This window comes from Pannonibacter phragmitetus DSM 14782, assembly GCF_000382365.1.
In the GTDB taxonomy this organism is placed as follows: domain Bacteria; phylum Pseudomonadota; class Alphaproteobacteria; order Rhizobiales; family Stappiaceae; genus Pannonibacter; species Pannonibacter phragmitetus.
This window is the reverse complement of sequence record NZ_KB908215.1, coordinates 915645-940191: the sequence shown is the minus strand read 5'-3', so window position 1 is coordinate 940191 and position 24547 is coordinate 915645. Positions and strand designations below refer to the sequence as shown.

Annotated in this window: 23 protein-coding genes; 12 read left to right on the top strand and 11 right to left on the bottom strand. The window is 63.0% G+C overall.

All coding sequences use genetic code 11. The annotated features are described in order from the left end of the window. Positions 1-83 precede the first annotated feature (83 nt). The 3 genes from H163_RS0104335 (at position 84) to choV (ending at position 3092) form a co-directional block, all read left to right on the top strand. Positions 84-1040 (top strand): choline ABC transporter substrate-binding protein, encoded by a 957-nt coding sequence (locus tag H163_RS0104335; protein ID WP_019963325.1) that lies wholly within the window; start codon positions 84-86, stop codon positions 1038-1040. A gap of 167 nt (positions 1041-1207) precedes the next feature. Beyond that, positions 1208-2068, top strand: coding sequence for a choline ABC transporter permease subunit (gene choW / locus H163_RS0104330; protein WP_026355441.1), 861 nt, complete (start codon positions 1208-1210; stop codon positions 2066-2068). Beyond that, entirely contained in the window at positions 2061-3092 is a 1032-nt protein-coding gene (choV, locus tag H163_RS0104325; RefSeq protein WP_019963323.1) for a choline ABC transporter ATP-binding protein, read from the top strand. The genes choW and choV overlap by 8 nt, the downstream gene beginning before the upstream one ends. Before the next feature lie 465 nt (positions 3093-3557). On the opposite strand, the gene H163_RS0104320 is transcribed toward choV, so the two are convergent. Beyond that, positions 3558-4415, bottom strand: coding sequence for a MurR/RpiR family transcriptional regulator (locus tag H163_RS0104320; protein WP_019963322.1), 858 nt, complete (start codon positions 4413-4415; stop codon positions 3558-3560). Positions 4416-4599: 184 nt separating this feature from the next. On the opposite strand from H163_RS0104320, the gene H163_RS0104315 reads away from it, so the two are divergent. The 9 genes from H163_RS0104315 (at position 4600) to H163_RS0104275 (ending at position 13811) form a co-directional block, all read left to right on the top strand. Next, a complete protein-coding gene (locus H163_RS0104315; RefSeq protein ID WP_019963321.1) occupies positions 4600-5406 on the top strand; it encodes an N-formylglutamate amidohydrolase in 807 nt (268 codons plus the stop codon). Further along, on the top strand, positions 5399-5995 hold the full coding sequence (locus H163_RS0104310) for a TRAP transporter small permease subunit (RefSeq protein ID WP_026355440.1): 597 nt from the start codon (positions 5399-5401) through the stop codon (positions 5993-5995). Before H163_RS0104315 ends, H163_RS0104310 begins: the two co-directional genes overlap by 8 nt. Next, positions 5995-7332 (top strand): TRAP transporter large permease, encoded by a 1338-nt coding sequence (locus tag H163_RS0104305; RefSeq protein ID WP_019963319.1) that lies wholly within the window; start codon positions 5995-5997, stop codon positions 7330-7332. The genes H163_RS0104310 and H163_RS0104305 overlap by 1 nt, the downstream gene beginning before the upstream one ends. A gap of 210 nt (positions 7333-7542) precedes the next feature. Beyond that, positions 7543-8592, top strand: a complete 1050-nt coding sequence (locus H163_RS0104300; RefSeq protein WP_019963318.1) for a TRAP transporter substrate-binding protein — start codon at positions 7543-7545, stop codon at positions 8590-8592. 114 nt (positions 8593-8706) lie between these two features. Further along, positions 8707-10074 (top strand): glutamine synthetase family protein, encoded by a 1368-nt coding sequence (locus H163_RS0104295; RefSeq protein ID WP_026355439.1) that lies wholly within the window; start codon positions 8707-8709, stop codon positions 10072-10074. 89 nt (positions 10075-10163) lie between these two features. After that, positions 10164-10553, top strand: a complete 390-nt coding sequence (locus H163_RS23600) for a DUF7662 domain-containing protein (RefSeq protein ID WP_019963316.1) — start codon at positions 10164-10166, stop codon at positions 10551-10553. Further along, positions 10546-10962, top strand: coding sequence for a type II toxin-antitoxin system VapC family toxin (locus H163_RS0104285; protein ID WP_019963315.1), 417 nt, complete (start codon positions 10546-10548; stop codon positions 10960-10962). Before H163_RS23600 ends, H163_RS0104285 begins: the two co-directional genes overlap by 8 nt. 37 nt (positions 10963-10999) lie before the next feature. Continuing rightward, positions 11000-12388: an aldehyde dehydrogenase family protein gene (locus tag H163_RS0104280; RefSeq protein ID WP_026355438.1), complete on the top strand. Its 1389-nt coding sequence runs from the start codon at positions 11000-11002 to the stop codon at positions 12386-12388. 259 nt (positions 12389-12647) lie between these two features. Beyond that, positions 12648-13811, top strand: coding sequence for an iron-containing alcohol dehydrogenase (locus H163_RS0104275; RefSeq protein ID WP_019963313.1), 1164 nt, complete (start codon positions 12648-12650; stop codon positions 13809-13811). 70 nt (positions 13812-13881) lie between these two features. Here the strand turns inward: H163_RS0104275 and H163_RS0104270 are convergent, their stop codons facing one another. The 10 genes from H163_RS0104270 to H163_RS22180 all read right to left on the bottom strand — a co-directional run bounded on the left by H163_RS0104270 (position 13882) and on the right by H163_RS22180 (position 24526). Further along, complete coding sequence (locus tag H163_RS0104270) at positions 13882-14925, bottom strand: LLM class flavin-dependent oxidoreductase (protein WP_019963312.1); 1044 nt, start codon at positions 14923-14925, stop codon at positions 13882-13884. Positions 14926-14928: 3 nt separating this feature from the next. Then, positions 14929-15846 carry an ABC transporter substrate-binding protein gene (locus tag H163_RS0104265; RefSeq protein ID WP_019963311.1) on the bottom strand — a complete coding sequence of 306 codons (918 nt, stop codon included), beginning with the start codon at positions 15844-15846 and terminating at the stop codon, positions 14929-14931. A gap of 69 nt (positions 15847-15915) precedes the next feature. Further along, the gene (locus H163_RS0104260) at positions 15916-16851 is read right to left on the bottom strand and encodes an ABC transporter substrate-binding protein (protein ID WP_019963310.1); all 936 of its coding nucleotides are present in this window, start codon (positions 16849-16851) and stop codon (positions 15916-15918) included. Between the two features lie 137 nt (positions 16852-16988). Further along, entirely contained in the window at positions 16989-18836 is a 1848-nt protein-coding gene (locus H163_RS24885) for an amino acid ABC transporter permease/ATP-binding protein (protein WP_019963309.1), read from the bottom strand. Then, entirely contained in the window at positions 18823-19431 is a 609-nt protein-coding gene (locus H163_RS22185) for a GNAT family N-acetyltransferase (protein ID WP_019963308.1), read from the bottom strand. Before H163_RS22185 ends, H163_RS24885 begins: the two co-directional genes overlap by 14 nt. Then, on the bottom strand, positions 19428-20627 hold the full coding sequence (locus tag H163_RS0104240; RefSeq protein ID WP_019963307.1) for a M20 aminoacylase family protein: 1200 nt from the start codon (positions 20625-20627) through the stop codon (positions 19428-19430). Before H163_RS0104240 ends, H163_RS22185 begins: the two co-directional genes overlap by 4 nt. Before the next feature lie 10 nt (positions 20628-20637). Beyond that, positions 20638-21978, bottom strand: a complete 1341-nt coding sequence (locus tag H163_RS0104235) for an LLM class flavin-dependent oxidoreductase (RefSeq protein ID WP_019963306.1) — start codon at positions 21976-21978, stop codon at positions 20638-20640. A 13-nt stretch (positions 21979-21991) separates the two neighbouring features. Then, a complete protein-coding gene (locus tag H163_RS0104230; protein WP_019963305.1) occupies positions 21992-22990 on the bottom strand; it encodes an MsnO8 family LLM class oxidoreductase in 999 nt (332 codons plus the stop codon). Between the two features lie 283 nt (positions 22991-23273). Next, entirely contained in the window at positions 23274-23873 is a 600-nt protein-coding gene (locus H163_RS0104225) for an alkylhydroperoxidase domain protein (protein ID WP_040677804.1), read from the bottom strand. Between the two features lie 14 nt (positions 23874-23887). Next, entirely contained in the window at positions 23888-24526 is a 639-nt protein-coding gene (locus H163_RS22180) for a CMD domain protein (RefSeq protein ID WP_019963303.1), read from the bottom strand. Between the last annotated feature and the right edge of the window lie 21 nt (positions 24527-24547).

The window sequence follows — 24547 nt, the reverse complement described above, 5'->3', positions numbered from 1 at the left end:
CTGCCGGGTTCATTTGGGCGTGAACACCGGGGGCGAGTCCTGTTATTACAGGGCGTCAACGCGAAAGCAGGAGAAAGAACCGGATGAAGCGTATATCCACTTTCATCGCCGGGCCGGCAGCGGGTTTTGCCCTTGCCGTGACCTTGACGGGCAGCGCCCTGGCGCTGGAACCTGAGAGCTGCAAGATGGTGCGGTTCTCGGATGTGGGCTGGACCGACATCACCGCGACAACCGCCGTCACCACCACGCTTCTCCAGGCGCTGGGCTACGAGACGGACATCAAGATCCTCTCCGTCCCGGTCACCTATGCATCGCTCAAGAACAAGGACATCGACGTCTTCCTGGGCAACTGGATGCCTACCATGGAAGCCGACATCGCCCCCTATCGTGAGGATGGGTCGGTCGAGACGGTCCGCGCCAATCTGGAGGGCGCCAAATACACGCTCGCCGTGCCGCAATACACCTACGACAAGGGCCTCAAGAGCTTTGCCGACATTGCCAAGTTCAAGGACAGTCTGAACGGCAAAATCTACGGCATCGAGCCTGGAAACGACGGAAACCGTCTCATCATCGGCATGATCGATCAGGATGAGTTCGGCCTGAAGGATTTCGAGGTGGTGGAAAGCTCCGAGCAGGGCATGCTGGCGCAGGTCGCCCGGGCCACCAGCCGGAAGCAGGATGTGGTCTTCCTCGGCTGGGCGCCGCATCCGATGAATGCCAATTTCGAGATCGCCTATCTGGAAGGCGGCGATGACGTGTTCGGCCCCAACTATGGCGGCGCCACCGTCTACACCAATGTGCGCCAAGGCTATGTTGCCGAATGCGCCAATGTGGGCAAGCTGCTGACCAATCTCGAATTCACCCTCGAGATGGAAAACGAGATCATGGGCGCGATCCTGAACGAGAGCGCCGATCCCGCCAAGGCGGCCGCCGAATGGCTCAAGGCCAATCCGGCCAGCTTCGAAGGCTGGCTTGAGGGCGTGACCACCCGCGACGGCGGTGAAGCCATTCCGGCTGTGAAGCAGGCCCTCGGCCTCTGAACCCACCCGTACCACTCCGGTGAGCTGGCCCTGCGGCCCGCTCCCTGCAGGATGCCACGAGATCGGCCGGGCTCCCCGCCCCGGCCGGAAGGGGGTGCATATTGTCTTTTCCCGGTCTTTCTCTTGCCACCGCCGCACAGGCTGCCGCCTCATGGCCAGCTCAGGCGGTGGAGTGGCTGACCAGCCACAAGCTTCCCATAGGCCCCTGGGCAAGATCGGTGGTCGACTGGCTGACCACCAATGCCTACATGGTCTTTGATGCCATTTCCTACACAATCGAAGCCTTTATCGGCAGCCTGCTATGGGTGCTGAAGACGCCGCATCCGCTGACAGTCGTCGCAGTCGTGACCGTGCTGGCCTATGTGGTCCGCCGCAACATCGGTTTCCCGCTGCTGGTGCTGGGCTCGCTGCTGCTGATCATCAATCAGGGCTACTGGACAGCCACGATGGATACGCTGGCGCTGGTGCTTGGCTCGACTGCAATCTGCATGGCTGTTGGCGTGCCGATTGGTGTCGTGGCTGCGCATAATCCGCGCTTCTATGCCTTTCTCCAGCCGGTGCTGGATCTGATGCAGACGATCCCGACCTTCGTTTATCTCATTCCTGCGCTCATTCTCTTCGGCCTTGGCATGGTGCCGGGGCTGATTGCCACGGTGATCTTCGCGCTGCCTGCGCCGATCCGCCTGACGCAGCTGGGGGTGTCTTCGACGCCCACGCAGTTGATCGAGGCGGGCGAGGCCTTCGGCACCACCCGCTGGCAGCTTCTGTGGAAGGTGGAGCTTCCCTATGCCCTGCCGCAGATCATGGCGGGGCTGACGCAGACGATCATGCTGTCCCTGTCGATGGTGGTGATTGCCGCGCTGGTGGGGGCCAACGGCCTCGGCGTGCCGACGCTGCGGGCGCTCAACTCGGTCAACATTGCCATGGGCTTCGAGGTGGGTGTGGCCATCGTTCTGGTCGCCATCGTGCTCGACCGATTCTTCAAGGGCCGTTCGGGCAAGACCCGCAAGGGAGGCGCGAATGACTGAAGCTGCCGTTTCCTTCCGCAATGTGGATATCGTCTTCGGCTCGGACCCCAAGTCCGCCCTGCCGCTGATCGATGCGGGCCGCACCCGCACCGAAATCCAGAAAGAAACCGGCCAGACGCTGGGCGTTGCCGGTGCCACGTTCGACATCATGCCGGGCGAGGTGATCGTGCTGATGGGCCTGTCCGGGTCGGGCAAGTCCACGCTGCTGCGCGCCGTCAACGGGCTCAACCCGGTCATCCGGGGCGAGGCGCTGGTGCGGGATGAGGACGGGCTGGTCAATCCGGCCACCTGCGGCCCGGAGCGCCTGCGCCGCCTGCGCCGCAGCCGGGTGGCCATGGTGTTCCAGCAATTCGCCCTGCTGCCCTGGCGCACGGTGGCGGAAAATGTCGGCTTCGGTCTTGAGGTCGCTGGCATGCCGGTGGCCGAGCGGCGGCGCAAGGTGGCCGAACAGCTGGAGCTGGTCGGCCTTGCGGGCGTGGGCGGCAAGCAGGTGCACGAGCTGTCCGGCGGCATGCAGCAGCGCGTTGGCCTTGCCCGCGCCTTTGCCACGGATGCGCCGATCCTGCTGATGGACGAGCCCTTCTCGGCACTGGACCCGCTGATCCGTGACCGGCTGCAGGATGAGCTTCTGGAGCTGCAGAGCAAGCTTCACCGTACCATCATCTTCGTCAGCCATGATCTCGATGAAGCCGCCAAGATCGGCTCGCGCATCGCCATCATGGAAGGCGGCCGCATCATCCAGCTCGGCACGCCGCAGGAGATCGTCCGCTCTCCGGCAACGCCCTATGTGGCGGATTTCGTCGCCCACATGAACCCGCTCAACGTGCTGCGGGCGCAGGATGTGATGGTGCCGGTGGAAGGGCAGGCCGCTGACGCAGACGACTGCTCCCGCTGCGATCTTGCCACGCCCTTGCGCGAGGTCATCGCCCTCAAGCGCCAATCGGCAGGCCCTGTCGTCGTGCTCGACGGCGGCGTCCCCGCCGGCCTCATCCGCGAGGGGGAACTGCTGGCGGCGATGGGGTGAGGGGAGGCAGGCCTCTGCCTCTCTGCCGTCTGCCATGACCTTGATCATGGCATCTACTTCCTTTGCTGCGGCTGTGTTTACAACGGACTGTAAGTCAGGCTCCAGTTCCTCTCCCCCCTTGAGGGGGAGATGCCCCCGGCAGGGGGCAGAGGGGGGTGTGCAGCCTGACCGTTTATGCCAGAGATACTGCCGTCTTGAGGCGCTGCTACCCCCCTCTGTCAGCTTGCGCTGACATCTCCCCCTCAAGGGGGGAGAGGGGCACTGCGGCAAAAAGAAGTCCCGTTCCTTTTTCCTGCGCCCAAAGTGGACATTGGCCTTCCCTGCCGGTTGGCGCAGTGGCTGACGCGAGAGAGAGAAGCCCTCTCGCGGCCGTGACCTGCGGTGAGGGTACGGCATGGATGCCATTGTCTGGGCAATGGCATGACGGATACGGAGAGGGGGCTCCGCTCTAAATCCGCCGCGCCCTCAATCCGCCGGGCGTTCCGGGTCGCGGGTGTGGCGGAGGGATTCGAGGGCTTTCATGCGCTGCTCGCTGCGGGCCCAGTTTTCCTGGGTGACACCGGCAATCAGTGCCTCGGCAATGGCCATCAGCGCGGTGGAGGAATCCCAGGGGGAGGGAACAGCGACGCGGGCAGGCAGCACGTGGGCGGCAATGCGGGCGATGGGAGACATCCAGCTGTCGGTGATCAGCCCCACCGTCACCCCCTGCAGGGCGGCAGCCTCGGCAAAGCGGATGATTTCGGCCTGATAGCGGCGGATGTCGAAGACGACCAGCACATCCTTCGGTCCCATGCCGATGAGCTGGTCCAGCCAGTTGCCCTGCTGCCCGGCCACATGCTGCACGCCGGGGCGCACGATGCGCAGGTGCGCGGCCATGTAACGGGCGAGGGCATCGGTGAAGCGCCCGCCAATGAGATGGATCGTCCGCTTTTCGTCCGCGAGCAGCCGGACGAAGGCTTCGATGTCCTTCTGCGGCAGATGCAGGAATGTCTCGCGCAGGTTCTCGACCAGCTTGTCGGCAAAGGCATTGCCGCAGCCCGAACCTGATTCCGGCAATGCCGGGTCGCGGGCAAGAGGAGATTTCAGCTGGTTCTCAAGCTCTGCGCGCAGCCGCTTCTGAAAATCGGCAAAGCCGGGAAAACCAAGCCTTGCGACAAAGCGCAGGATCGTCGGCGAACTGACACCGGCAGCTTCCGCGAACTGGGCGACCGTCTCCAGACCCAGCATGGGGTAATTGGCCAGCAGTGCAACCGCCGCCCGCCGTTCGGTGGTGGTGAACTCGTCCAGCCGCTCCCGGATTTCCTCGGTCAGTGCGCGTTCCATGGGCTGTTCCCGGTTCTGTCTGCCGCTTGAGAAGGCAGGTGGCACATGTTGGGCAGGTGCCTTCGTTTTGTGTTTGACACGGCTTCAAACTGTGTATCAAATCATACACAGACAGCCGGACTTCGCAAATCTGTAACAAAAAATACAAGCGCAGATCCGGCCGCCAGAGGTATCGGGAGCAGCTATGGGGCAGGCAGGGGAACCGCAGCCGGAGCACGGCACAGGTGCGGCCATTTCCATCGAGAACCGCGAGGGGCAGAGCGATTTTGTCCTGCTTGTTGATCATGCCTCCAACGTGATCCCGCCCGAATATGGCGATCTTGGCCTCAGCGCGGAAGCCCGTGTGGCCCATATCGCCTGGGACACCGGTGCACTGGGTACCGCCCGCGAGATGGCGCGGCTGATGGATGCGCCGCTGATCTATCCGCTGGTGTCGCGTCTCATCATCGATTGCAACCGCCAGCATGATGCCCATGACCTGATCCCGGCCGTCAGCGAGACGACCCGCATTCCCGGCAACGAAAATCTGACGGACGAAGAAAAGCAGAAGCGCATCGCGCTGGCGCATGCCCCGTTCCATGCAGCGGCGGAAGCCGTGCTCGCCGAACGGGATGCACGCGGACAGGCCAGCATCGTCGTGTCGGTGCACACCTACACCCCGGTCTACAAGGATGTCAGCCGCCCTTGGGAAATCGGCATCATCGCTGCAGAAGACCGGCGGCTGGCCGATTTTCTGATCCGGGAACTCGAAGCCGAAGGCGGGCTGACGGTGGGCGACAATGAGCCCTATTCCCCTGCTGACGGGGTCTATTACACAGTGAACCGGCATGGAGAATCCCAGGGCCGGGCGTGTGTCATGATCGAGGTGCGCAACAACGAGCTGGTGACGGCAGAGCAGGAGCAGCTGTGGGGAGCAAGGCTTGCCCGCATGCTGGAGGCCGCCCATGCCGGAATTGGCCTGTCCGGCAGCAAGGGGAGCGGCAATGCCTAGAGCGGCCCTTGCCTATATCCGCTGGGTGGATGGCTTCAACCGGGGGCTCGGGCGGCTCGTCATGTACGGGCTGTTCATCCTGATGGCGATCCTGTTGTGGTCCTCCATCTCCAAGACTTTCTTCCAGCCTTCGCTTTGGACTCTGGAAGCGGCGCAATTCGCCATGGTCGCCTATTATGTTCTCGGCGGCCCCTATGCCATGCAGGCGGGCGGCAGCGTGCGGATGGATCTTTTCTATGCGGACTGGTCCCTGAAGAAGAAGGCCTGGTTCGACGCCTTCACCGTCTTCCTGCTGATCTTCTATCTCGGTGTGCTGTTCTATGGCGCCATGGGCTCAGCGGCCTATTCGCTCGGCTATTTCGGCACCCAGCCGTTCCATTTCTTTGGTGATCTGATCTACGCCTATGTCACCGGCGGCAGCGAGGCAGCCGGAAAGGTACTGGGCTTTTTGGAGCGCAGCCGCAGCGCCTGGCGGCCTGAGCTCTGGCCGATCAAATTCGTCATGTGCTTCGGTTTCCTGCTCATGCTCCTGCAGGCTTTCTCCGAGTTCCTGAAGGACGTTGCGCGCATCCGTGGGGAGGAAATCTGATGTCCTACGAGATGATTGCCATCCTGATGTTCTCCTCGATGATGCTGATGCTCCTCACCGGGCAGCGCGTCTTCGGGGCCATCGGCGGCATTGCCACCATCGCCTCGCTGGCCCTGTGGGGCACCGGCTCCTACGACATTCCCTTTGCGCAGGCCATGAAGCTGATGGCCTGGTATCCGCTGCTCACCCTGCCGATGTTCATCTTCATGGGCTATGTGCTGTCGGAATCGAGGATCGCCGAAGACCTCTACCGCATGTTCCATGTCTGGATGGGGCCGGTGAACGGCGGTCTGGCCATCGGCACGATCCTCCTCATGGTGCTGGTCTCGGCCATGAACGGGCTCTCCGTCGCCGGCATGGCCATCGGCGCCACCATCGCCCTGCCGGAGCTATTGCGGCGCGGCTATGACAAGCGCATGGTTTCGGGCGTCATTCAGGCCGGGTCATCGCTCGGCATCCTCGTGCCGCCATCGGTGGTGCTGGTGCTTTATGCCATGATCGCCCGCGCACCCGTGGGCCAGCTGTGGCTGGCAGGTGTGTTGCCGGGGCTGATGATGGCCGCCATGTTCATCCTCTATGTGGCGGTGCGCTGCGCCCTGCAGCCGAGGCTCGGGCCGGCGCTGCCGGTGGAAGAGCGCAACATCCCCATGGCGGAAAAGCTGCGGCTGCTCTCCGCCGGCCTCCTGCCCATCGGCATTTTCCTCGTCATGATGGTGCCCTTCGTCAAGGGCTGGACCAGCCTTGTCGAAAGCTCGGCCATCGGCGCGATTGCGGCCCTTGCCGTGGCGCTGGCCAAGCGGCGCATGACGCGGCAGATCTTCCAGTCCTGCGTGCGCCAGACGCTGCTGATCTCCTGCATGTTCATGTGGATCATCCTCGCCGCCCTCGGCTTCGGCGCCGTGTTCGACGGGCTCGGGGCGGTGAAGGCGATCGAGAGCTTCTTCACGGTGGAACTGGGGCTCAACCCCTGGACCATCCTGATCCTGATGCAGGTGTCGTTCCTCGTCATGGGCACGTTCCTGGATGACACGGCCATGCTGGTGATCGTCGCGCCGCTCTATGTGCCGCTGGTGGCCAAGCTTGATCTCGGCCTGCCGCCCGATCAGGTGCTGATCTGGTACGGCGTGCTCTACACGGTCACCACGCAGATCGCCTATATGACGCCGCCCTTCGGCTACAACCTGTTCCTGATGCGCGCCATGGCGCCGCCGGAGATCAGGCTCAGCGACATTTACGCCTCCATCGTCCCGTTTGTTCTGGTGATGATCCTGGCGCTCGTTATCATCATGCTGTTTCCGCAGGTGGCGCTCTGGCTGCCGCAGCAGGTCTACGGATAGGGCACGGGCGCGAGCCCGCGTGCAGGCAAGGCAAACTGCTTCACCCGCCGTCACAGCGGGCGGGAAGCGGACGGGGAGGACTGAAACCGGACGGGCGCACGGGGCAATCCGCAAGGCCGTCACTTCGGGGAAGCCGGACAGGCAAGAACAAGGCCGCAAAGGCAGCTGTCCGGGACACCATGATCATGACCAACAGGGGAGTTAGCAGACATGACCAGCAGACGTGAATTCCTGAAGAATGCGGGCCTTGGTGCAACGGTTGCAGCAGGCGCCACCACGCTGGCCGCTCCGGCGGTTCTCGCCCAGGCCCCGATCAAGTGGCGCCTGCAGACCTATGCCGGGCCTGCCCTTGGCGAGCACGTGATCAAGCCGGCCATCGATGCCTTCAATGCGGCTGCCAACGGCCAGATGGAAATCGAGCTGTTCTACGCCGACCAGCTGGTGCCGACCTCCGAACTCTTCCGCGCCATGCAGCGCGGCACCATCGATGCGGTGCAGTCGGACGATGACTCCATGGCCTCGCCCACCGAAGTGACCGTTTTCGGCGGCTACTTCCCCTTCGCCACGCGCTACTCGCTCGATGTGCCGGTGCTGTTCAACCAGTATGGCCTCAAGGAAATCTGGGAAGAGGAATATGCGCGCGTCGGCGTGAAGCACATTTCTGCCGGTGCCTGGGACCCGTGCCACTTCGCCACCAAGGACCCGATCAACTCTCTGGCCGATCTCAAGGGCAAGCGCATCTTCACCTTCCCGACTGCTGGCCGCTTCCTGTCGCAGTTCGGCGTCGTGCCGGTCACCTTGCCGTGGGAAGACATTCAGACGGCGGTGCAGACCGGTGAGCTGGACGGCATCGCCTGGTCCGGCATCACCGAGGATTACACTGTCGGCTGGGCGGATGTGACCAAGTACTTCCTCACCAACAACATCTCCGGCGCCTGGATCGGCCACTTCTTCGCCAACATGGACCGCTGGAACGAGCTGCCGGATCACCTGAAGATCATGCTGCAGCTCGCCATGGATTCCTCCCATCTCTACCGTCAGTGGTGGTACTGGGGCGGTGAAGCGGACCTGCGCGTCAACGGCACCAAGCTGCAGCTGACCTCCATTCCGGACGAGGAATGGGCAACGGTGGAAGCTGCTGCGGGCAAGTTCTGGGACGAGATTGCCGCCGAGTCCGAGACCAAGGCCAAGGTGGTCGAGATCATCAAGAAATACAACGCAGCCATGGCCAAGGCTGGCCGTCCGTACCGTTACGGCTGATCCACTGTCCAGCCTGCAGCGGCGCGGAGCTTCGCGCTGCTGCCTGCGATCAACGGCGGCGCGGGAGGCTGCGCCGCCCGGTCACTTTCAAGAATGAACGGAACGATCATCCAGATGGCTGCCAACATGACATTCGACGCCCTGAAACAGGCCGTTCAGGAAGGTACGGTCGACACGGTTCTGGCCTGTATCATCGACATGCAGGGCCGCCTGATGGGCAAGCGCTTCCACGCGCGTCACTTCATCGACAGCGCCTATGACGAGACCCATTGCTGCAACTATCTGCTGGCAACGGACCTCGAAATGTACACGGTCGAAGGCTATGCCTCGACCAGCTGGTCGCGTGGCTATGGCGACTATGTGATGAAGCCGGACCTGTCCACCATCCGCCGTCTCGGCTGGCTGGAGGGCACGGTGATGGTGCTGTGCGACGTGCAGGATCACCACACCCACGCTGACGTGCCGCATTCGCCCCGCGCCCTGCTGAAGGGGCAGGTGGCCCGGCTGAAGGACATGGGCTTTCAGGCGATGATGGCGACGGAGCTGGAGTTCTTCCTGTTCGAGAAGAGCTTCGAGGAGATACGCAAGTCCGGCTTCCGCGATCTGGAGCCGATCTCCGCCTATAACGAGGACTACCACATCCTCGCCACCACCAAGGAAGAGCATGTGATGCGCCCGCTGCGCAATCATCTCTACAACGCAGGCATCCCGGTGGAGAACACCAAGGGCGAGGCCGAGGCCGGGCAGGAGGAGCTGAACATCCGCTACGCCCCCGCCATGCTCTGCGCCGATTATCACACCATAGCCAAACATGCGGTGAAGGAGATCGCCTGGCAGAAGGGTCATGGCGTCACCTTCCTGCCCAAGTGGCACAAGGACCGCACGGGCTCATCCGCCCATATCCACCAGTCGCTGTGGACGCTGGACGGCAAGCCCGCCTTCTTCGATGCGTCGGACAGCCTCGGCATGTCGGCGCTGATGAAGCACTACATGGCGGGCCTCATCAAATATGCGGGCGACTACACCTATTTCCTGGCGCCCTATGTGAACAGCTACAAGCGCTTCCAGCGCGGCACCTTCGCGCCCACCCGCACGGTCTGGTCCATCGACAACCGCACGGCTGGCTTCCGCCTTTGCGGCGAGGGCTCGAAGGGCGTGCGCGTGGAATGCCGTATTGGCGGCTCGGACCTCAACCCCTATCTGGCCCTTGCGGCCCAGATCGCAGCCGGTATTCGCGGCATCGAGGAGAAGCTGGAACTTGCCCCGCCGATGACCGGCGACATCTATCAGGCGCAGAAGGCGAAACAGATCCCCCGCACTCTGCGCGATGCGACGGAGACCCTGCGCAAGTCAAAGATGCTGCGCGAGGCTTTCGGTGACGGCGTTGTCGAGCATTACGCCCGCGCCGGGGAATGGGAGCAGGAGGAATTCGACCGCGTGGTCACGGATTACGAGCTGGCCCGCGGGTTTGAGAGGTGCTGAAATAGGTACATTATATGCACTGTTGATGGGTGTGTTGTTTTCCCGTACGATTGTGACAGATGATGCACAGCGTGCGAAGGAGCTTGGCGATGCACAAGTATGATCCGCTTGGAGCCTATTTGAAGTCCGGAAAGTTCGAGACTCTCTCGATGACCTTTTCGGAAATCGAAAGGTTGATCGACGGCAGCCTGCCGGCCTCGGCGCGCAAGCACCGGGCCTGGTGGAGCAACAACCCAAGCAACAGTGTTATTACAAAAGCATGGCTCGATGCCGGCTATGTGACGGCCAATGTGGATCTGGCGGCGGAAAGGCTGACTTTCCGCAAGGCGCATAAGGATCAAACCGTGCAGACAGTGAAGGCGGTCCGTCCGGCGGCCAGCATCTTCGGCTGCATGAAGGGAACGCTGACGGTGCTGTCGGAGGACGATCTGGTGCAGCCTGCCGACGGGGAGTGGGGGAAGGTCTACGAGGATGTCTGAGCCGCTGCTGCTCGACACATGCGCCATGATCTGGCTGTCGCAGGGGGCTCCGGTCTCTGATGCGGCGATGAAGGCCATTGGCGCGGTGGATACGGCGAAGCATCCCCTTCGCCTGTCTGTCATGTCGGCGTGGGAGCTTGGCGTGCTTGTGGCCAAGGGGCGGCTGGCATCGACCAAGCCGCCGCTGCGCTGGTTTGAGGAATTTGTCGATGTGGCAGGCATTCAGGTGGAAGAGGTGACGGCGGGCATTCTGATCGCCTCCTCCTATCTGCCGGAGCCGGTTCACAACGACCCGATGGACAGAATTCTGATTGCAACAGCCCGTGAACACGATCTCACCATCGTCACACGGGATCGTGCCATCCTCGCTTATGGCGAGGCGGGCCATGTCAGGACACTTGCCTGCTGATGCGGGCACAACGGCTTTTGCCAACTGGAAGAAGAACATGACCGAAACAATCAAGCTGATATCGCCGGTCGATGGATCGGTTTACGCCGAAAGGGCGGCGGCTGATGCTGCAGCGGTTGACCGGGCGGTCACGGCGGCGAAGGCAGCACAGCCGGGCTGGGCAGCCATGCCTCTGGATGCGCGCATCGGCCTGTGCCTGAAGGCGCTTGAGGCGCTGCTGGCGATGAATGAGGAAATCGTGCCGGAACTGGCCTGGCAGATGGGCCGGCCGGTGCGTTTCGGCGGCGAGAAGGGCGGCGTGGAAGAGCGCGCCCGCTACATGGCCAGCATCGCCAAGGATGCACTGGCCAATATCGTTCCGCCGGAGCGCCCCGGTTTCAAGCGCTACCTCAAGATGGAGCCGCTCGGCCTCGTCATGGTCATTGCGCCCTGGAACTATCCGTTCCTGACGGCCGGAAACACCATCTTCCCGGCGCTGATGGCAGGCAACGTCGTGCTGCTGAAGCATGCCGCCCAGACCCTGCTGGTGGGCGAGCGCTTTGCCGAGGCCTTCAAGAAGGCCGGACTGCCGGACGGCGTGTTCCAGAACATCGTTATGACCCACGAGGGCACGGAAAGGCTGCTCGGCTCCGGTCTTGTCGATCACGTCAACTTCACCGGCTCGGTCGCAGGCGGCAAGGCCATTGAAAAGGCGCTGGCCGGCACCTTCGCCACCATGGGGCTGGAGCTGGGCGGCAAGGACCCTGCCTATGTCATGGCCGATGCCGACCTCGACTATGCCGTCGCCAATCTGGTGGATGGCGCCTTCTTCAACTCCGGCCAGTGCTGCTGCGGCATCGAGCGCATCTATGTGCATGAAAGCCGCTACGACGCCTTCGTTGACGGCTTCGTCGACCTGACGAAGCAGTACAAACTTGGCAATCCGCTCGATGCGGAAACCACCATCGGCCCCATGGCGCAGACGCGTTTTGCGACCTGGGTGCGCGAGCAGACCGAAGAGGCACTGCGCAAGGGCGCCAAGGCGCATATCGACACGTCCGCCTTCCCGATGGACAAGGCCGGAACGCCCTACCTTGCCCCGCAGGTTCTCACCAGCGTCAATCACCAGATGTCGGTGATGCGTGAGGAAAGCTTCGGCCCGGTCGTCGGCATCATGAAGGTGAAGGATGACGCGGAAGCCATCCAGCTGATGAATGACAGCCCCTATGGCCTCACCGCCTCCATCTGGACGGAAGACCTCGACGCGGCCGAGCGGATCGGCGGCGAAATCGACACCGGCACCGTCTTCATGAACCGTTGCGACTATGTGGACCCGGGCCTTGTCTGGACCGGCGTGAAGGACACCGGCAAGGGCGCCGCCCTGTCGCAGGTGGGCTTCGCCAATCTGACGCGGCCCAAGTCCTTCCACCTGCGCAAGGAACACTGAACCGGATTTGCGGCGCTGGCTGGACAATGATGTGAAGGTACGCAGTGTTGCAAATGCCTTCGATCTTGCCGCAGCGCCCCTCTCCCCCCTTGAGGGGGAGATGTCTGCGTGAGCAGACAGAGGGGGGTATCAGCGCTGCAGCAAAATGGCCTTCCGGGTGAATCGGAAGGCCGATACCCCCACCCCTAACCCCTCCCCTCAAGGGGGAGGGGACGTTCTGCGGACTGATTTCGAGACCTTCAATCTGAAAGCCTGAACCATGACCACCGTTCCCTCTGTCAACTGGTCCTATCCGACTGCCGTGCGCTTTGGTGCCGGGCGCATCAAGGAGCTGGCCGCCGTCGTGAAGCTTGCGGGCATGAAGCGCCCGCTGCTGGTCACCGACCCCGGCCTTGCCAAGCTGCCGATGACGGCAGCCATGCTCGACCTGCTCAAGGCCGATGGCATCGAGGCCGCCGTCTTCTCGGACGTGAAGCCCAACCCGGTCGACAGCAACATTTCCGCAGGCGTTGCCGCCTACAAGGCAGGCGGCCATGATGGCGTCATCGCCGTTGGCGGCGGCTCGGGCCTTGATGCGGGCAAGCTGATTGCCTTCATGTCCGGCCAGACCCGCCCGATCTGGGACTTCGAGGATATCGGCGACTGGTACACCCGCGCGGATCCGGCCGGGATTGCTCCCATCGTCGCCGTGCCCACCACGGCTGGCACGGGCTCGGAAGTCGGCCGCGCCGGTGTGGTCACCAATGAGGAGACCCACACCAAGAAGGTGATCTTCCACCCGAAGATGCTGCCCGCCTATGTCATCTGCGATCCGGAACTGACCACCGGCATGCCGCGCATGATCACCGTCGGCACCGGTATGGACGCGCTGGCCCATTGCCTTGAGGCCCTGTGCTCGCCCTTCTATCACCCGATGTCGGAAGGCATCGCGGTGGAAGGTGCCCGCCTTGCGCTGGAAAACCTGCCGCTGGTTGCTGCCAATGGTCAGGATCTGGTGGCCCGCGGCAACATGATGAGCGCCGGTGCCATGGGCGCGGTGGCCTTCCAGAAGGGCCTTGGCGCCATCCACGCCCTGTCCCATCCGGTCGGCGCGCTTTATGACACGCACCACGGCATGACCAATGCGGTCTTCATGCCCTATGTGCTGAAGTTCAACCGTTCCGCCATCGAAGCCAAGATCGAGCGTCTGGCCGGTTTCTGCGGGATCAAGGGCGGCTTTGACGGCTTCCTGGAGCATATCCTGAAGATGCGCGCCGATCTCGGCGTGCCCCACACCATCGGCGGCCTCGGTGTCGATGATGCCAAGCGTGACCTCATCGCGGACATGGCCATCGTCGATCCGACCGCAGGCGGCAACCCGGTCGAACTCACCCGCGACGCCGCGCTTGCCATCTTCGACGCAGCCCTCTCCGGCGAGCTGTGATCTGCGGGCGAAGATGACCTGAAATGACGGAAGGCGCGGCCCGTGAGGGCTGCGCCTTTTGCTGTTGGGCTCAGACTGACGGGTGTGCAGCATGCACCGGAGCAGGCTGGCTGGGGCCGGAGGGCGCCCGCAGGTCCGGAACAATTTCTGCAAATCGCCGCAGGATGTGCCGGTAGTCCTCGATGCCAAACTCATAAGGGAGTTCGAGCCTGAGTTCCCCGGTGATTTGCAGGACCGGGTCTTCCCGCAAGGCCTTGGCAATCTCGTCCAGCGTTCCGGCGATGTCCGGCAGGAACATGGTACGGCGCGGCCCATTGGGCTGACGGGTGCGCTCCAGCCGCGATGCGGCAAAGTCCTTGAATTTTTCACGCCTTTCCGGCCCGGCTCCATCAAGCGGGAGGATGACACGGCCAACCGCCACACGCCCTCTGCCAGTTTGTGCGGGAGGCAGAGATTGGCGGAACGTTCCGATAAGCCTGATCTGCTCGGCCAGATAATCCTCGCTGGCTTCCGCCGTGATGACGTTCCCTGTCAGCAGATGAAAGCCGCTGCGTCCCGCCCAGGCGGCTGACCGCTGCGATCCGGCGCCATACCAGAGCCGGTCGAGCAGAGCTGGCACATGCGGGTGCAGGCGGGGAAGCTGCGGGCCGGCGGCATTTCCGGCAAGGGCCTCATTGGCCAGAACCGGGCTTGAAAGAGCATGCCGGAGCCTCTCAGCCCGCCCATATGGTTCATCGGGGGCAAAGAGCGGGGGGAGTACATCCCCTAGCAGGCTGGCGAAGGGGGCCGGACCGTCGCTGAAACCTGCGTTGAGTCTTCCGCCTGACAAAGCCTCGACGGTTGCCAGATCCTCCGCGAGGCGGAACGGGTTTTCGTAGCCGAGTTGAATGACAGCCGTCCCCAGACCAATGCGGGATGTACGCTGGCTGGCTGCGGCCAGAAAGGTGGCGGCCGAGGAGATGCCGCGTTCCAGATGACGCTGGCGCACCCATGCACTGTCGAAGCCCAGGTCCTCACCTTCCGTGATCAGCCTGAGCGTCTCCTCAAGCCCCGCACCGGGCGCTGCCGCGCTGAAGTTGCCGGGGGTGAGGAAGGCGAAATGATGAAAGCTCATGGCTCAATACTTCGGCAGGCCGCGAGGATTGACCTCTGAGCGAGGCAGGATCTCATCTTCAAGTCCCCAGCGGACCAGGACCTTTGCAAGGCTGCCGTCTTCGATCGAGGCGTTGAGAACCTGTGAAACCGGGTCAGCCAGACCCGAGCCCTTTCTGGTGACGACAGCCACATCCGACCGTTCCGGCCAGCCTGCGCTCAAGGTTCCAACTTCCCGGATGTTCCGGTCGCGGGCCGCGATGAAGATCAGGGAAGCGCGCGGTTGAACGATCACATCTGCGCGGCCTGACTGCAGCGAGAGAAGACGTGTTGCCTCTTCGTCATAGGACTGGAGATCGGCCCCGGCCAATCCGGCCTTCACGTTGATCGCGTCCCACTCTCTCAGGATGCGTTCCTGATTGGTGCCAACCCCGACGATGATGCGCAGGCCAGCGATGTCTGCCGGTTCGGTTATCGATGTGACCGGACTGTCCTGTTTGACGTAGAAGCCGTGCAGGCCCTGACGGTAGGATGAAAAGTCGTATTTCTCCTTGCGTTCCTCCGTTACACCCACGTTGGAAATCACCGCGTCGTATTTGCCTGAGACGATGCCCAGCGGCCAGTCCGGCCAGGCAACAGCCTCAAGCCGAAGCTCCAGTCCGAGCCCATCCGCAACAAGCTGGGCGACATCGGGCTCTGCACCAACCAGCGTTTTTGCGTCCGTCGCATAGGTGGAAAGCGGTGCCGTTGCGCCGGTGGTTGCCACGGTGAAATAGCCCGGATTGGCAAAGCTGTAACCGGCAGGGATGGCTGCGATGGCGGCCTGAACAGGCTCGCGGCGCACCTTGCCTGGTGCGTCGGGGCTGAGGTCAAACACATCGCTGGCAAGCGCCGGTGCCACCGACAGGGTGAGCAGGGCAAGCGCATGGAAGAACTGTTTCATGATGGACTCCGTGAATTCAAATAACGGAGGCGGCTGTGGGATTCCCCGCCGCCGCCGTGCCGGGCAGCGTCAGTTCTTCTTCGGCAGGCCGGGAGGATTGGTGCGGGATTCGCTGATGGCCTCGGCCGTGTTGTTCCAGCGGGCGAGATACTTCTGATAATTTCCGTTCTTGATCTGGGCATTGACCGCTGCGGTCACGGCATCTGCGAGGCCGGAGTCCTTGCGGGTGACGACGGCGATCTCGGCTGTCAGCGGCCATCCGCCGGGAATATTGCCCGCAAGGCGTGTCGTGCCCTTGAGCTGGGCCTCGAAGGCGGCCAGAACGTTGGGACCGAGATAGGCGTCGGCGCGTCCGGACTGGAGGGTCAGTTCCCGCACGGCGTCGTCGTCGTGATACTGAACTTCTGTATCAGGCAGGCCCTTGGCCTTGTTTTCCTCGATCCAGCGCAGCAGAACCTGCTCCTGATTGGTGCCGGAGCCAACGATGATTTTCTTGCCTGCCACGTGCTCGGGCTGGGTGATCTCCTCGATATCGCTGGCATTAGCGACCCAGAAACCGAGGTCGTCACGGCGGTAGGTCGAGAAGTCGTACTTCTCCTTGCGCTCCTCCGTGACGGTGACATTCGAGACGACGGCATCATACTTCCCGGAGACAATGCCGAGCGGCCAGTCGGCCCAGGCAACACCGACTGATTCAAGCTCCAGTCCGAGCGAGTCAGCCACAAGCTGCGCCAGATCCGGCTCGGAGCCGATCACTGTCTCGTTGTCGGTTGCGAAGGTGCCGAAGGGCAGGCGGGCAGCCGTATGTGCCACGGTCAGCTTGCCCGGCGTGACGAACTTGTAGTCCTTCGGGATCAGGGCGATCGCTTCCGGCACCTTTTCGGCGCGGATGCGTCCGGCCTGTTCCGGGCTGAGGTCCGGCCCTGCCGCGAGCGCGGGAAGCGGAACGGTGAGCGAAAGGCCGAGTGACAGGCCAACTGCGGTAAGTGTGAGCAGATGTTTCATGCGGAATGCTCCATGGTTAGGCATCGAAATGCGGTGTGGCTTGGTATTGGAGGATGCACTCCCCCGGTCCCGGCCACCTGGGGCGGCCGGAATGCGTCATGTCCGGGGACATATTCTGGTGCTGAAGCTGTGCGGGCTCAGAGGACCTTGGCGATGAAGTCCCGGGTGCGGGGATGCTGCGGGTCTGACAGGACCAGCGCAGGCGGCCCTTGCTCGATAATCCGCCCCTGATCCATGAAGACCACGGTGTCTGCCACTTCGCGGGCAAAGCCGATTTCGTGCGTTACGATGACAAGCGTCACACCTGATCTTGCCAGATCCTTGATGACATCCAGCACTTCCTGCACCAGTTCCGGATCGAGTGCCGATGTCGGTTCATCGAAGAGCAGGACCTTGGGCTTCAAGGCGAGGGCGCGGGCGATGGCAACGCGCTGCTGCTGGCCGCCCGAGAGCTGCCGGGGATAGGCTCCGGCCTTGTCGGCCAGTCCGATCCGGCTGAGCAAGGCAAGCGCCAGTTCCCTCGCATCTGCCTTCGGCAGGCCCTTCACGCTGACCGGTGCCTCAATGATGTTCTCCAGCACGGTTAGATGGGGGAAGAGGTTGAAGCTCTGGAACACCATGCCCGTATCCGTGCGCTGGCGCAGGATTTCGCTCTCGGGCAGCTCGTAAAGCTTGTTGCCCTCGCGGCGGTATCCGATGTAGCGGCCATCAATCTGCACATGCCCGCTGTCCGCGCGCTCCAGATGGTTGATGGTGCGCAGCAGGGTGGATTTTCCTGAGCCTGACTGGCCGATGATCGCCGTTACGCTACCCGATGGAAGTCTGAGCGAGATGTTGTTCAGAACCTTCAGTTGTCCGTAGGACTTGGAAATGTTCTCGATCAGGATTTCGCCGCCTCTGGGCAGATTTGCAGCAGGAAGAAGCGCGTTGCGTGTGATGGCCGGTGCGCTGACTGGGGCGCTGACTGGGGCGCTGACCAGTGCGCTGGCCGCGTTTTTGTCCGTGCCGGCGGCAGGGGCATTGATTCTGGCTGCAGCGCGGCCCTGCTGCCATTTCGCCGGCAGGACAGTTCGTACCAGACTGGTGAGCAGGTCAGGTGCGAGGGTGCGGACCGCGCCCCTGGCATAATGCCGCTCGACGTAATGCTGGATGACCGAGAGGACGGAGAGGATGATCAGATACCAGACCGTTGCCACCATCAGCAGGGGGATGACCTCAAGATTGCGGCGGTAGATGATCTGGATCGTGTAGAACAGCTCGGGAAGCGCAAGGATGTAGACCATCGACGTGCCCTTGGCGAGACCGATGATCTCGTTGAAGGCCGTCGGCAGAATGGCACGCATGGCTTGCGGCAGAACGATGCGGAAGGACTGGCGCCGCTTCGGCAGGCCAAGGGCTGCGGCAGCTTCCAGTTGCCCCTGGTCAACGGACAAGATGCCGCCCCGGATCACTTCCGCCGAAAAGGCGCCCAGGTTGAGGCTGAGGCCAAGCACAGCGGCTGCGAAAGGCGTGATGAGATTGGTTGTCTGCCAGCTGTAGAAGGTGATGTCCGTGAAGGGGACGCCGAGGACGATCCGCTCGTAGAGATAGCCGATGTTGTAGAGCAGCAGCAGCAGCACAATGAGCGGCAGCGAGCGGAACAGCCAGATGAAGGACCAGCTTGTTGCTGCCAGCAGCGGCGAGGATGAGACCCGGGCAAGCGCCAGCACCGTGCCGAGCGCAAAGCCGAAGACCGACCCGAGCAGCGTGAGAAGCAGCGTTCTGCCAAGTCCAACGAGGACGGGCTCGGCGAGGAACCATTCTGCGAAGACCGGCCAGCCCCATCGGGGGTTGCCCAGAATGGAATTCAGAACGGCGCCAAGAATGACAATACTCAGTGCAGTTCCCGCGATGCGCCCGTAGTTGCGGACGGGCACGACCGTCAGGCCGGCGGCGCTGCCGGTGTGAGTGTCCCGGGGGAGGGAGCCGATGTCAGTTGCGGTCATGTGAAAGTCCCTCCCTCACGGCAAGTGCGTGCTGCTGAAGCAGTGCAGCGGCTTCTTCAGGGGTAAACTCAGGTTGTTTGAAGGGGGCGGTTCCGGGTTTTCCGGCCTCGCTGCCGATGTGTTTTTCAAAGGGAAGCGAGCGGTAAAGCGCCGGATCCAGCTCAGGATCAAAGAGCCGCCTGTAGCCCATGCTGACATAGAGCGCCGCCGCCTCGGGCTGGCGGAATCCCGTGGTGAGATAGATCCGTGTGTATCCCTGCCGTGCGGCCTGATCCTCCAGAGCCTGAACAATCCGCCGGGCGAGGCCCTGACGGCGCAGGTCGTGGCGTGTCCAGATGCGCTTCAGTTCGGCAGTGCGCTCGTCCTTGCGCATGAATGCACCGCCCGCGACAGTCTCACCCTCGCGCAGGACCAGCAGAAAGTTGCCGTTTGGCGGGGTGAAAGCATCCGGCGGATAGCGGTAAAGCTCCGCCCTTGCCCCTTCCGGGTTGAACACGGTGCCATAACGGCTGTCGTATTCGCGGATCAGATCCTCCACGAGGGGCAGGGCGCGTGGATGGGCTGGACTTGAGAAAATCAGCTGTTCACTGGTCATGCGTTTCCTCCTGAAAGGTAATGCCGCGACAGTTGCACCCAGAACCAGGCTGCCGGTTCGATGATGCTGTCATTGAACTGATAGAGCGGGCTGTGCAGCGGGGCGCCGGGGCCGGTGCCGACAAACAGATAGCTGCCCGGCACCGCTTCGAGCAGGAAGGCGAAGTCCTCGCTCGCCATGCGGGGCGCAAGATCCGGCTCGACGGCGTCAGTGCCGAAAAGGGCGCGTGCGAGACGGCGCGCTGCCTCCGTTTCCTGCGCATGGTTGGTGACGGCGGGAATGCCGCGCCTGTAAGACAGGACTGCTTCACCGCCGAGCCCTTCAACCACACCCCGCAGCACGGTTTGGACCCTTTCGCCGAGGAGGTCGCGTGTCTGCGGGGTGAAGCTGCGCAGTGTCAGCTTCAGGTCCACCTCGTCAGGAATGATGTTGGAGGCAGACCCGCCATGGATTGACCCCGCCGTGACCACGGCGCTCTCCAGCGGATTGACATTGCGCGAGACGATCGACTGCAGGGCGGTGACCGCATAGGCGCTGATGACGACCGGATCGATAGCTTCATGCGGTGCCGCGCCGTGCCCGCCCCGGCCCTTCACTGTCAGGCTCACCTGATCGACAGCCGCCATTGCCGGGCCTGTGATGAAGCCGAACTGGCCCTCCGGCAGGCCTGGCCAGTTGTGCAGGCCATAGATGGCGTCGATGGGGAAACGTTCGAGCAAGCCGTCCGAGAGCATGGCTCTGGCCCCGGAAGCGGTTTCCTCCGCCGGTTGAAAGATGAGCCGCAGCGTGCCGTCGAAGCCGCGTGTGCGGGCCAGCCAGGATGCGGCAGCCAGCAGAATGGCCGTATGCCCGTCATGGCCGCAGGCATGCATGACGCCTTCGGTGCGGCTGGCATAGGGCAGGCCTGTCTGCTCGTGGATTGGCAGCGCATCAAAGTCGGCCCTGAGCCCCAGTTTGCGGCTGCCGGATCCGGACACGAGCGATCCCACGACACCGTGGCCGCCAACGCCGGTTTCCACCTCGTAGCCCCATGCCTTGAGCAAGGCGGCGATCCGGGCAGATGTGCGGACTTCGGAGCCGGACAGTTCCGGCTCCTGGTGCAGTTCCCGCCGCAGTTCGGCAAAACCGGGGACCGTTGCGGCAAAGAGATCCCGTTCAGCCGCGGGGGCGGCTGTTCTCAAGGTCGTCAGGGTCATGTGGCTGGTCCTACTCGGCTGCTGTCCGGCTGGTCAGGCGCTCGGAGTACCGGCTCTCCCTGAAGGGCAGTCCCAGATTGGCGCGCAGGGTTGTTCCGGTCAGTTCCCGCTGGAACCTGCCAAGCCTTTCCAGTTCCGGAATGACAAGCTCCACAAAGTCATCAAGTCCTTGTGCCTGCACCGGAAAGCCGAGGATGAAGCCGTCGGATGCTCCAGCATCGATCCAGCGGATGATCTCGCGGGCCACTTCCTCTCCTGTTCCGAGGAAGCCGGGGCGGGGCGTTGCGGCTGCCAAAGCGGCTTCACGAAGGGTCTGGTTCTTCTCCTTCGCATCGGCCTTGATCCGGTCGGTGGTGGAGCGGAAGCTGTTGCGCCCGATGTCTCCAAGCTCCGGGAAGGGAGCGTCGGGATCATACTGCCGGAAGTCGTGATGATCGAAGTAGCGGCCGAGATAGTCGAGCGCTTCTTCCAGCGACAGAAGGCCCCGGATGACCTCGTATTTTTCCAGAGCCTCTTCCCTGGTGCGGCCCACGATTGGTCCGATGCCGGGGAAAATCCTGACGCTAGACCGCTCCCGTCCGAATTTCTGTGCTGCGTCCTTCACCTTGTTGGTGAAATCGCGGGTCTCCTCAAGGGAAGGCGAGTGCGTGAAGACTGCATCGGCATAGCGGCCGGCAAGATCAATGCCCGCATCCGAGGAGCCTGCCTGGAAGATCACGGGCTGTCCCTGCGCCGAGCGCTGGATGTTCAACGGCCCTTCCACCTTGAAGAAGGTGCCTTCGTGATTGAGCCTGCGGAACTTCTGCGGGTCAAAGAATGTCCCGCTTTCACGGTCCCTCGGGAAAGCGTCCTCGTCCCAGCTGTCCCAGAGGCCCTGAGCCACTTCGAGATATTCGCCGGCAATCTCGTAACGCAGGGCATGGTCAGGGTGTTCGGCGCGGCTGTAGTTGCGCGCAGAACCTTCAAGCGGCGACGTGACCACGTTCCAGCCAGCGCGCCCGCCCGAAATCAGGTCCAGCGAGGCAAACTGCCGGGCAACCGTATAGGGGTCGGAGTAAGACGTGGAGACGGTTCCGGCAAGGCCAATACGGCTGGTCACCGCCGCCAGGGCAGACAGAACGGTCAGCGGCTCGAACCGGTTGAGGAAATGCGGAATGGACTTTTCGTTGATGTAGAGCCCGTCGGCGACGAAGCCGAAGGCAATTCCGTTCGCTTCCGCCTTGCGGACAGTCTTGAGCAGGTAGTCGAAATTGACCGAAGCGTCAGGTGTCGATGAGGGATGCTTCCACGCATTCATGTGGCCGCCCGGCCCGTGGAGCATGATGCCGAAGGGAATGGATTTGCTGGTCATGGGTGTCTCCGTGTCAGGCTGCGGTGAGATGGCGGTGGGTCGCGAGAGCCTCGAGCGCCTCAAACCGGGCCCTGGCTCCTGTGGTTGGAAGATCAAGCACGAATTCATCGATGCCCTGGGTCCGGTGCAGCTCGTCCAGCCTGTCCAGAACCTGGGCCGGCGTTCCGGCAATCAGCTGGGGCGTCAGGGGCTGCAGGGTGTAATTGTTCTCTCCGGACTGGCGGGCGTATTCGCGGGCGGCATCTTCGCTCGGCAGGTTGACGCTGTGGCCATCCGGGAGGGTCACCTTGAAGACACGCGCCTCCTGCGTCAGGCGCGCCGCCTCTGATGCAGATCCGGCAATCACGACACTCACGGCCACGGAAAAGGTCCGGCCGCCAGCCCGTGCATGGGTGGACTTCACCTCGTTGAGAAGGCTGGCGTCACCGTTGTGGTGTCCGGAATAGCCGTAGTTCCAGCCAAGCTTGCCAGCGAGCCGGGCGCTTTCCGCGCTTGCCCCCAGCAGGAACAGTTGCGGCAGGGCTGCAGCTGCCGGAAGCGCCTGAGCCCCTTCAAGCGGGTGGCCAAGCGGCAGCGTTCCCCGGATGAAATGGTCCAGCTCACGCAGCTTCTGCTCGAATGGCCGTTTTTCGGCTGCCAGCTCCCACTGAAGTGCCCTGCGGCCCGCAGGCATGCCGCCGGGAGCCCGGCCAATGCCAAGATCCACCCGGCCCGGTGCCAGATTTGCAAGAACGCCGAATGTCTCGGCTACCTTGTAGGGGCTGTAGTGCTGCAGCAGGACCCCGCCTGAACCAACCCGTATGCGTGAGGTGATGGCCAGAACATGGGCGATCAGCACCTCGGGCGCAGAGCCGGCCAGAGCTGGAACACCGTGGTGCTCCGCAAACCAGATCCGGTGATAGCCGAGCTGGTCCGCCAGGCGCGCCAGCGCCAGCGAGGTCTGGAGCGCCCTCGTGGCGTTGCCATCTTCGCCGGTGGGGGACTTGTCGAGGATACTCAGTCTGAATGTCATGGGGATGTCCACGGCGCTTCCGGAGGCAACTGTCGTGCAGCTGCAGTCCGGAGTTGTATTTGTCTACTTTATTTGTAGACGATAAGCGCGAGGACAGCGGGCGTCCATTCCATATTCAGGGGCTGAAAGGGGAAGTCTGTTTGCTTTCAGAGAGGGCAGGGAGGCAAAAATCCTGGCCTTGCCGCCTGCCATTTTTTCGTCAGCGCAAGGGCGTGGGCCGTTGTTTCGGACGGTTGAATGGCCGGCAGAGCGGACCTGTACCGCTGCCGGCCGTTCAGCTCGTTCAGTTTTCCGAAGCCTCGCCGAGGGAGAGCATGAGCCGGTTGGCCCAGTTGAAGAATGCGCTGGCGTAGATGAGGTCAGCGATTTCTTCTTCCTCGAAGCCTGCGTCCAGAAGCGCTTCGGCATTGTCTGCCGTGAAGGACGATGGGGTGAGCGTCAGAGCTGTGGCGGCTTCCACGACAGCGGTCCAGCGGGGATCCTGCCCCTCTGCCGAACCAGTTTCCAGGAAACGGTCGATATCCTCCGCCCGCTTGGAGTAGGTTGCCGCAAAGCGGGCATGAACCGACGCGCAGTAGATGCAGCCATTGACCCGCGAGACTGCGGCTGCCGCCAGTTCCCTTGCATCACGCGCAAGTCCGCCGGACGTGTTGTAGAAAACATCCTTGTCGAGCCGGGTGCGGGCGCCGAGCACTTCCGGGTCGCGTGCGAGAAGCATGAAGTAGGGCGAGCGTGACCGCGCACGATCCACGAGACCTGTCCAGTGCTTCTCTGTCAGATGCTCCTCCTGCAGAGGCTCCAGCCAGGGAAGCCAGCCCAGTTCGTCACGGGTGAAGACAACCGGTTCGGTGTTGCCGGGATGGGTAAGAACAGTGTTTCCCATGATGATCCTGCCTTTCACTCTGCTGGAATGGACCGCTCAAGGCGGCGTTGACGGGCGGCTGCAAGCGCCTTGAACCCGGTGACGGCCCGGATCTGGAAACTCAGGAAGGCAACGAGCTGTGACAGGATGACAATCCCGGTTTCCGTCCAGCCGGCATCAAGCAGGCGCTGCAGCGCTGATGGGCTTGCATCGCGGGGATGGAACACGAGCAGGTGGACGTGATGCAGGGCTGCGGTGAGGCGGGCACCCAGAATGACAGCAGCCTCCGGCGGGATTTCCAGACCGTGCCCTTCCGTGTTCTCGCGGCTCAGCGGCCCTTGCGGATAGGCACCATAAGGTCCGGACGCGCGGCTTACGGCTGCGGTCGCCTTCACGGCACGGCGCAGGGGGCCATCGGTCGGGTCCGATCCTTCAAGGATCTGGCGGTAGTGCGATGCAATCGCAGGGGCGCCATGAAGCAGGGCTGTGAAGTAGGCGACGGCGTGCCGCTCGGCAAAGGAGACGTCGCCCGCGATTTCCGGCTCAACCAGCAATGTATAGGCCAGCTGTGCTTCCGCTTGGGCCACAGCGCGGTTCTGGCGGATGCGGCTGAGCGCAGAGCCCGGTTCGATGCCGGCAAGTTCGCCGATAATGTCTTCTGATGTGGTCGTCATCAGTGCCTCCGTTGTTTGTCA

Bases quoted from the DNA above. Each gene is read 5' to 3' on its own strand.
- H163_RS0104305 (WP_019963319.1), top strand. From the start codon at position 5,995: ATGTCCTACGAGATGATTGCCATCCTGATGTTCTCCTCGATGATGCTG.
- H163_RS0104280 (WP_026355438.1), top strand. From the start codon at position 11,000: ATGACCGAAACAATCAAGCTGATATCGCCGGTCGATGGATCGGTTTAC.
- H163_RS22185 (WP_019963308.1), bottom strand. From the start codon at position 19,431: ATGACCAGTGAACAGCTGATTTTCTCAAGTCCAGCCCATCCACGCGCC.
- H163_RS22180 (WP_019963303.1), bottom strand. From the start codon at position 24,526: ATGACGACCACATCAGAAGACATTATCGGCGAACTTGCCGGCATCGAA.
- H163_RS0104225 (WP_040677804.1), bottom strand. From the start codon at position 23,873: ATGGGAAACACTGTTCTTACCCATCCCGGCAACACCGAACCGGTTGTC.
- H163_RS24885 (WP_019963309.1), bottom strand. From the start codon at position 18,836: ATGACCGCAACTGACATCGGCTCCCTCCCCCGGGACACTCACACCGGC.
- H163_RS0104300 (WP_019963318.1), top strand. From the start codon at position 7,543: ATGACCAGCAGACGTGAATTCCTGAAGAATGCGGGCCTTGGTGCAACG.
- H163_RS0104310 (WP_026355440.1), top strand. From the start codon at position 5,399: ATGCCTAGAGCGGCCCTTGCCTATATCCGCTGGGTGGATGGCTTCAAC.
- H163_RS0104275 (WP_019963313.1), top strand. From the start codon at position 12,648: ATGACCACCGTTCCCTCTGTCAACTGGTCCTATCCGACTGCCGTGCGC.
- H163_RS0104260 (WP_019963310.1), bottom strand. From the start codon at position 16,851: ATGAAACATCTGCTCACACTTACCGCAGTTGGCCTGTCACTCGGCCTT.
- choV (WP_019963323.1), top strand. From the start codon at position 2,061: ATGACTGAAGCTGCCGTTTCCTTCCGCAATGTGGATATCGTCTTCGGC.
- H163_RS0104335 (WP_019963325.1), top strand. From the start codon at position 84: ATGAAGCGTATATCCACTTTCATCGCCGGGCCGGCAGCGGGTTTTGCC.
- H163_RS0104285 (WP_019963315.1), top strand. From the start codon at position 10,546: ATGTCTGAGCCGCTGCTGCTCGACACATGCGCCATGATCTGGCTGTCG.
- H163_RS0104230 (WP_019963305.1), bottom strand. From the start codon at position 22,990: ATGACATTCAGACTGAGTATCCTCGACAAGTCCCCCACCGGCGAAGAT.
- H163_RS0104315 (WP_019963321.1), top strand. From the start codon at position 4,600: ATGGGGCAGGCAGGGGAACCGCAGCCGGAGCACGGCACAGGTGCGGCC.
- H163_RS0104235 (WP_019963306.1), bottom strand. From the start codon at position 21,978: ATGACCAGCAAATCCATTCCCTTCGGCATCATGCTCCACGGGCCGGGC.
- H163_RS0104270 (WP_019963312.1), bottom strand. From the start codon at position 14,925: ATGAGCTTTCATCATTTCGCCTTCCTCACCCCCGGCAACTTCAGCGCG.
- H163_RS0104295 (WP_026355439.1), top strand. From the start codon at position 8,707: ATGGCTGCCAACATGACATTCGACGCCCTGAAACAGGCCGTTCAGGAA.
- H163_RS0104320 (WP_019963322.1), bottom strand. From the start codon at position 4,415: ATGGAACGCGCACTGACCGAGGAAATCCGGGAGCGGCTGGACGAGTTC.
- H163_RS0104240 (WP_019963307.1), bottom strand. From the start codon at position 20,627: ATGACCCTGACGACCTTGAGAACAGCCGCCCCCGCGGCTGAACGGGAT.
- H163_RS23600 (WP_019963316.1), top strand. From the start codon at position 10,164: ATGCACAAGTATGATCCGCTTGGAGCCTATTTGAAGTCCGGAAAGTTC.
- H163_RS0104265 (WP_019963311.1), bottom strand. From the start codon at position 15,846: ATGAAACAGTTCTTCCATGCGCTTGCCCTGCTCACCCTGTCGGTGGCA.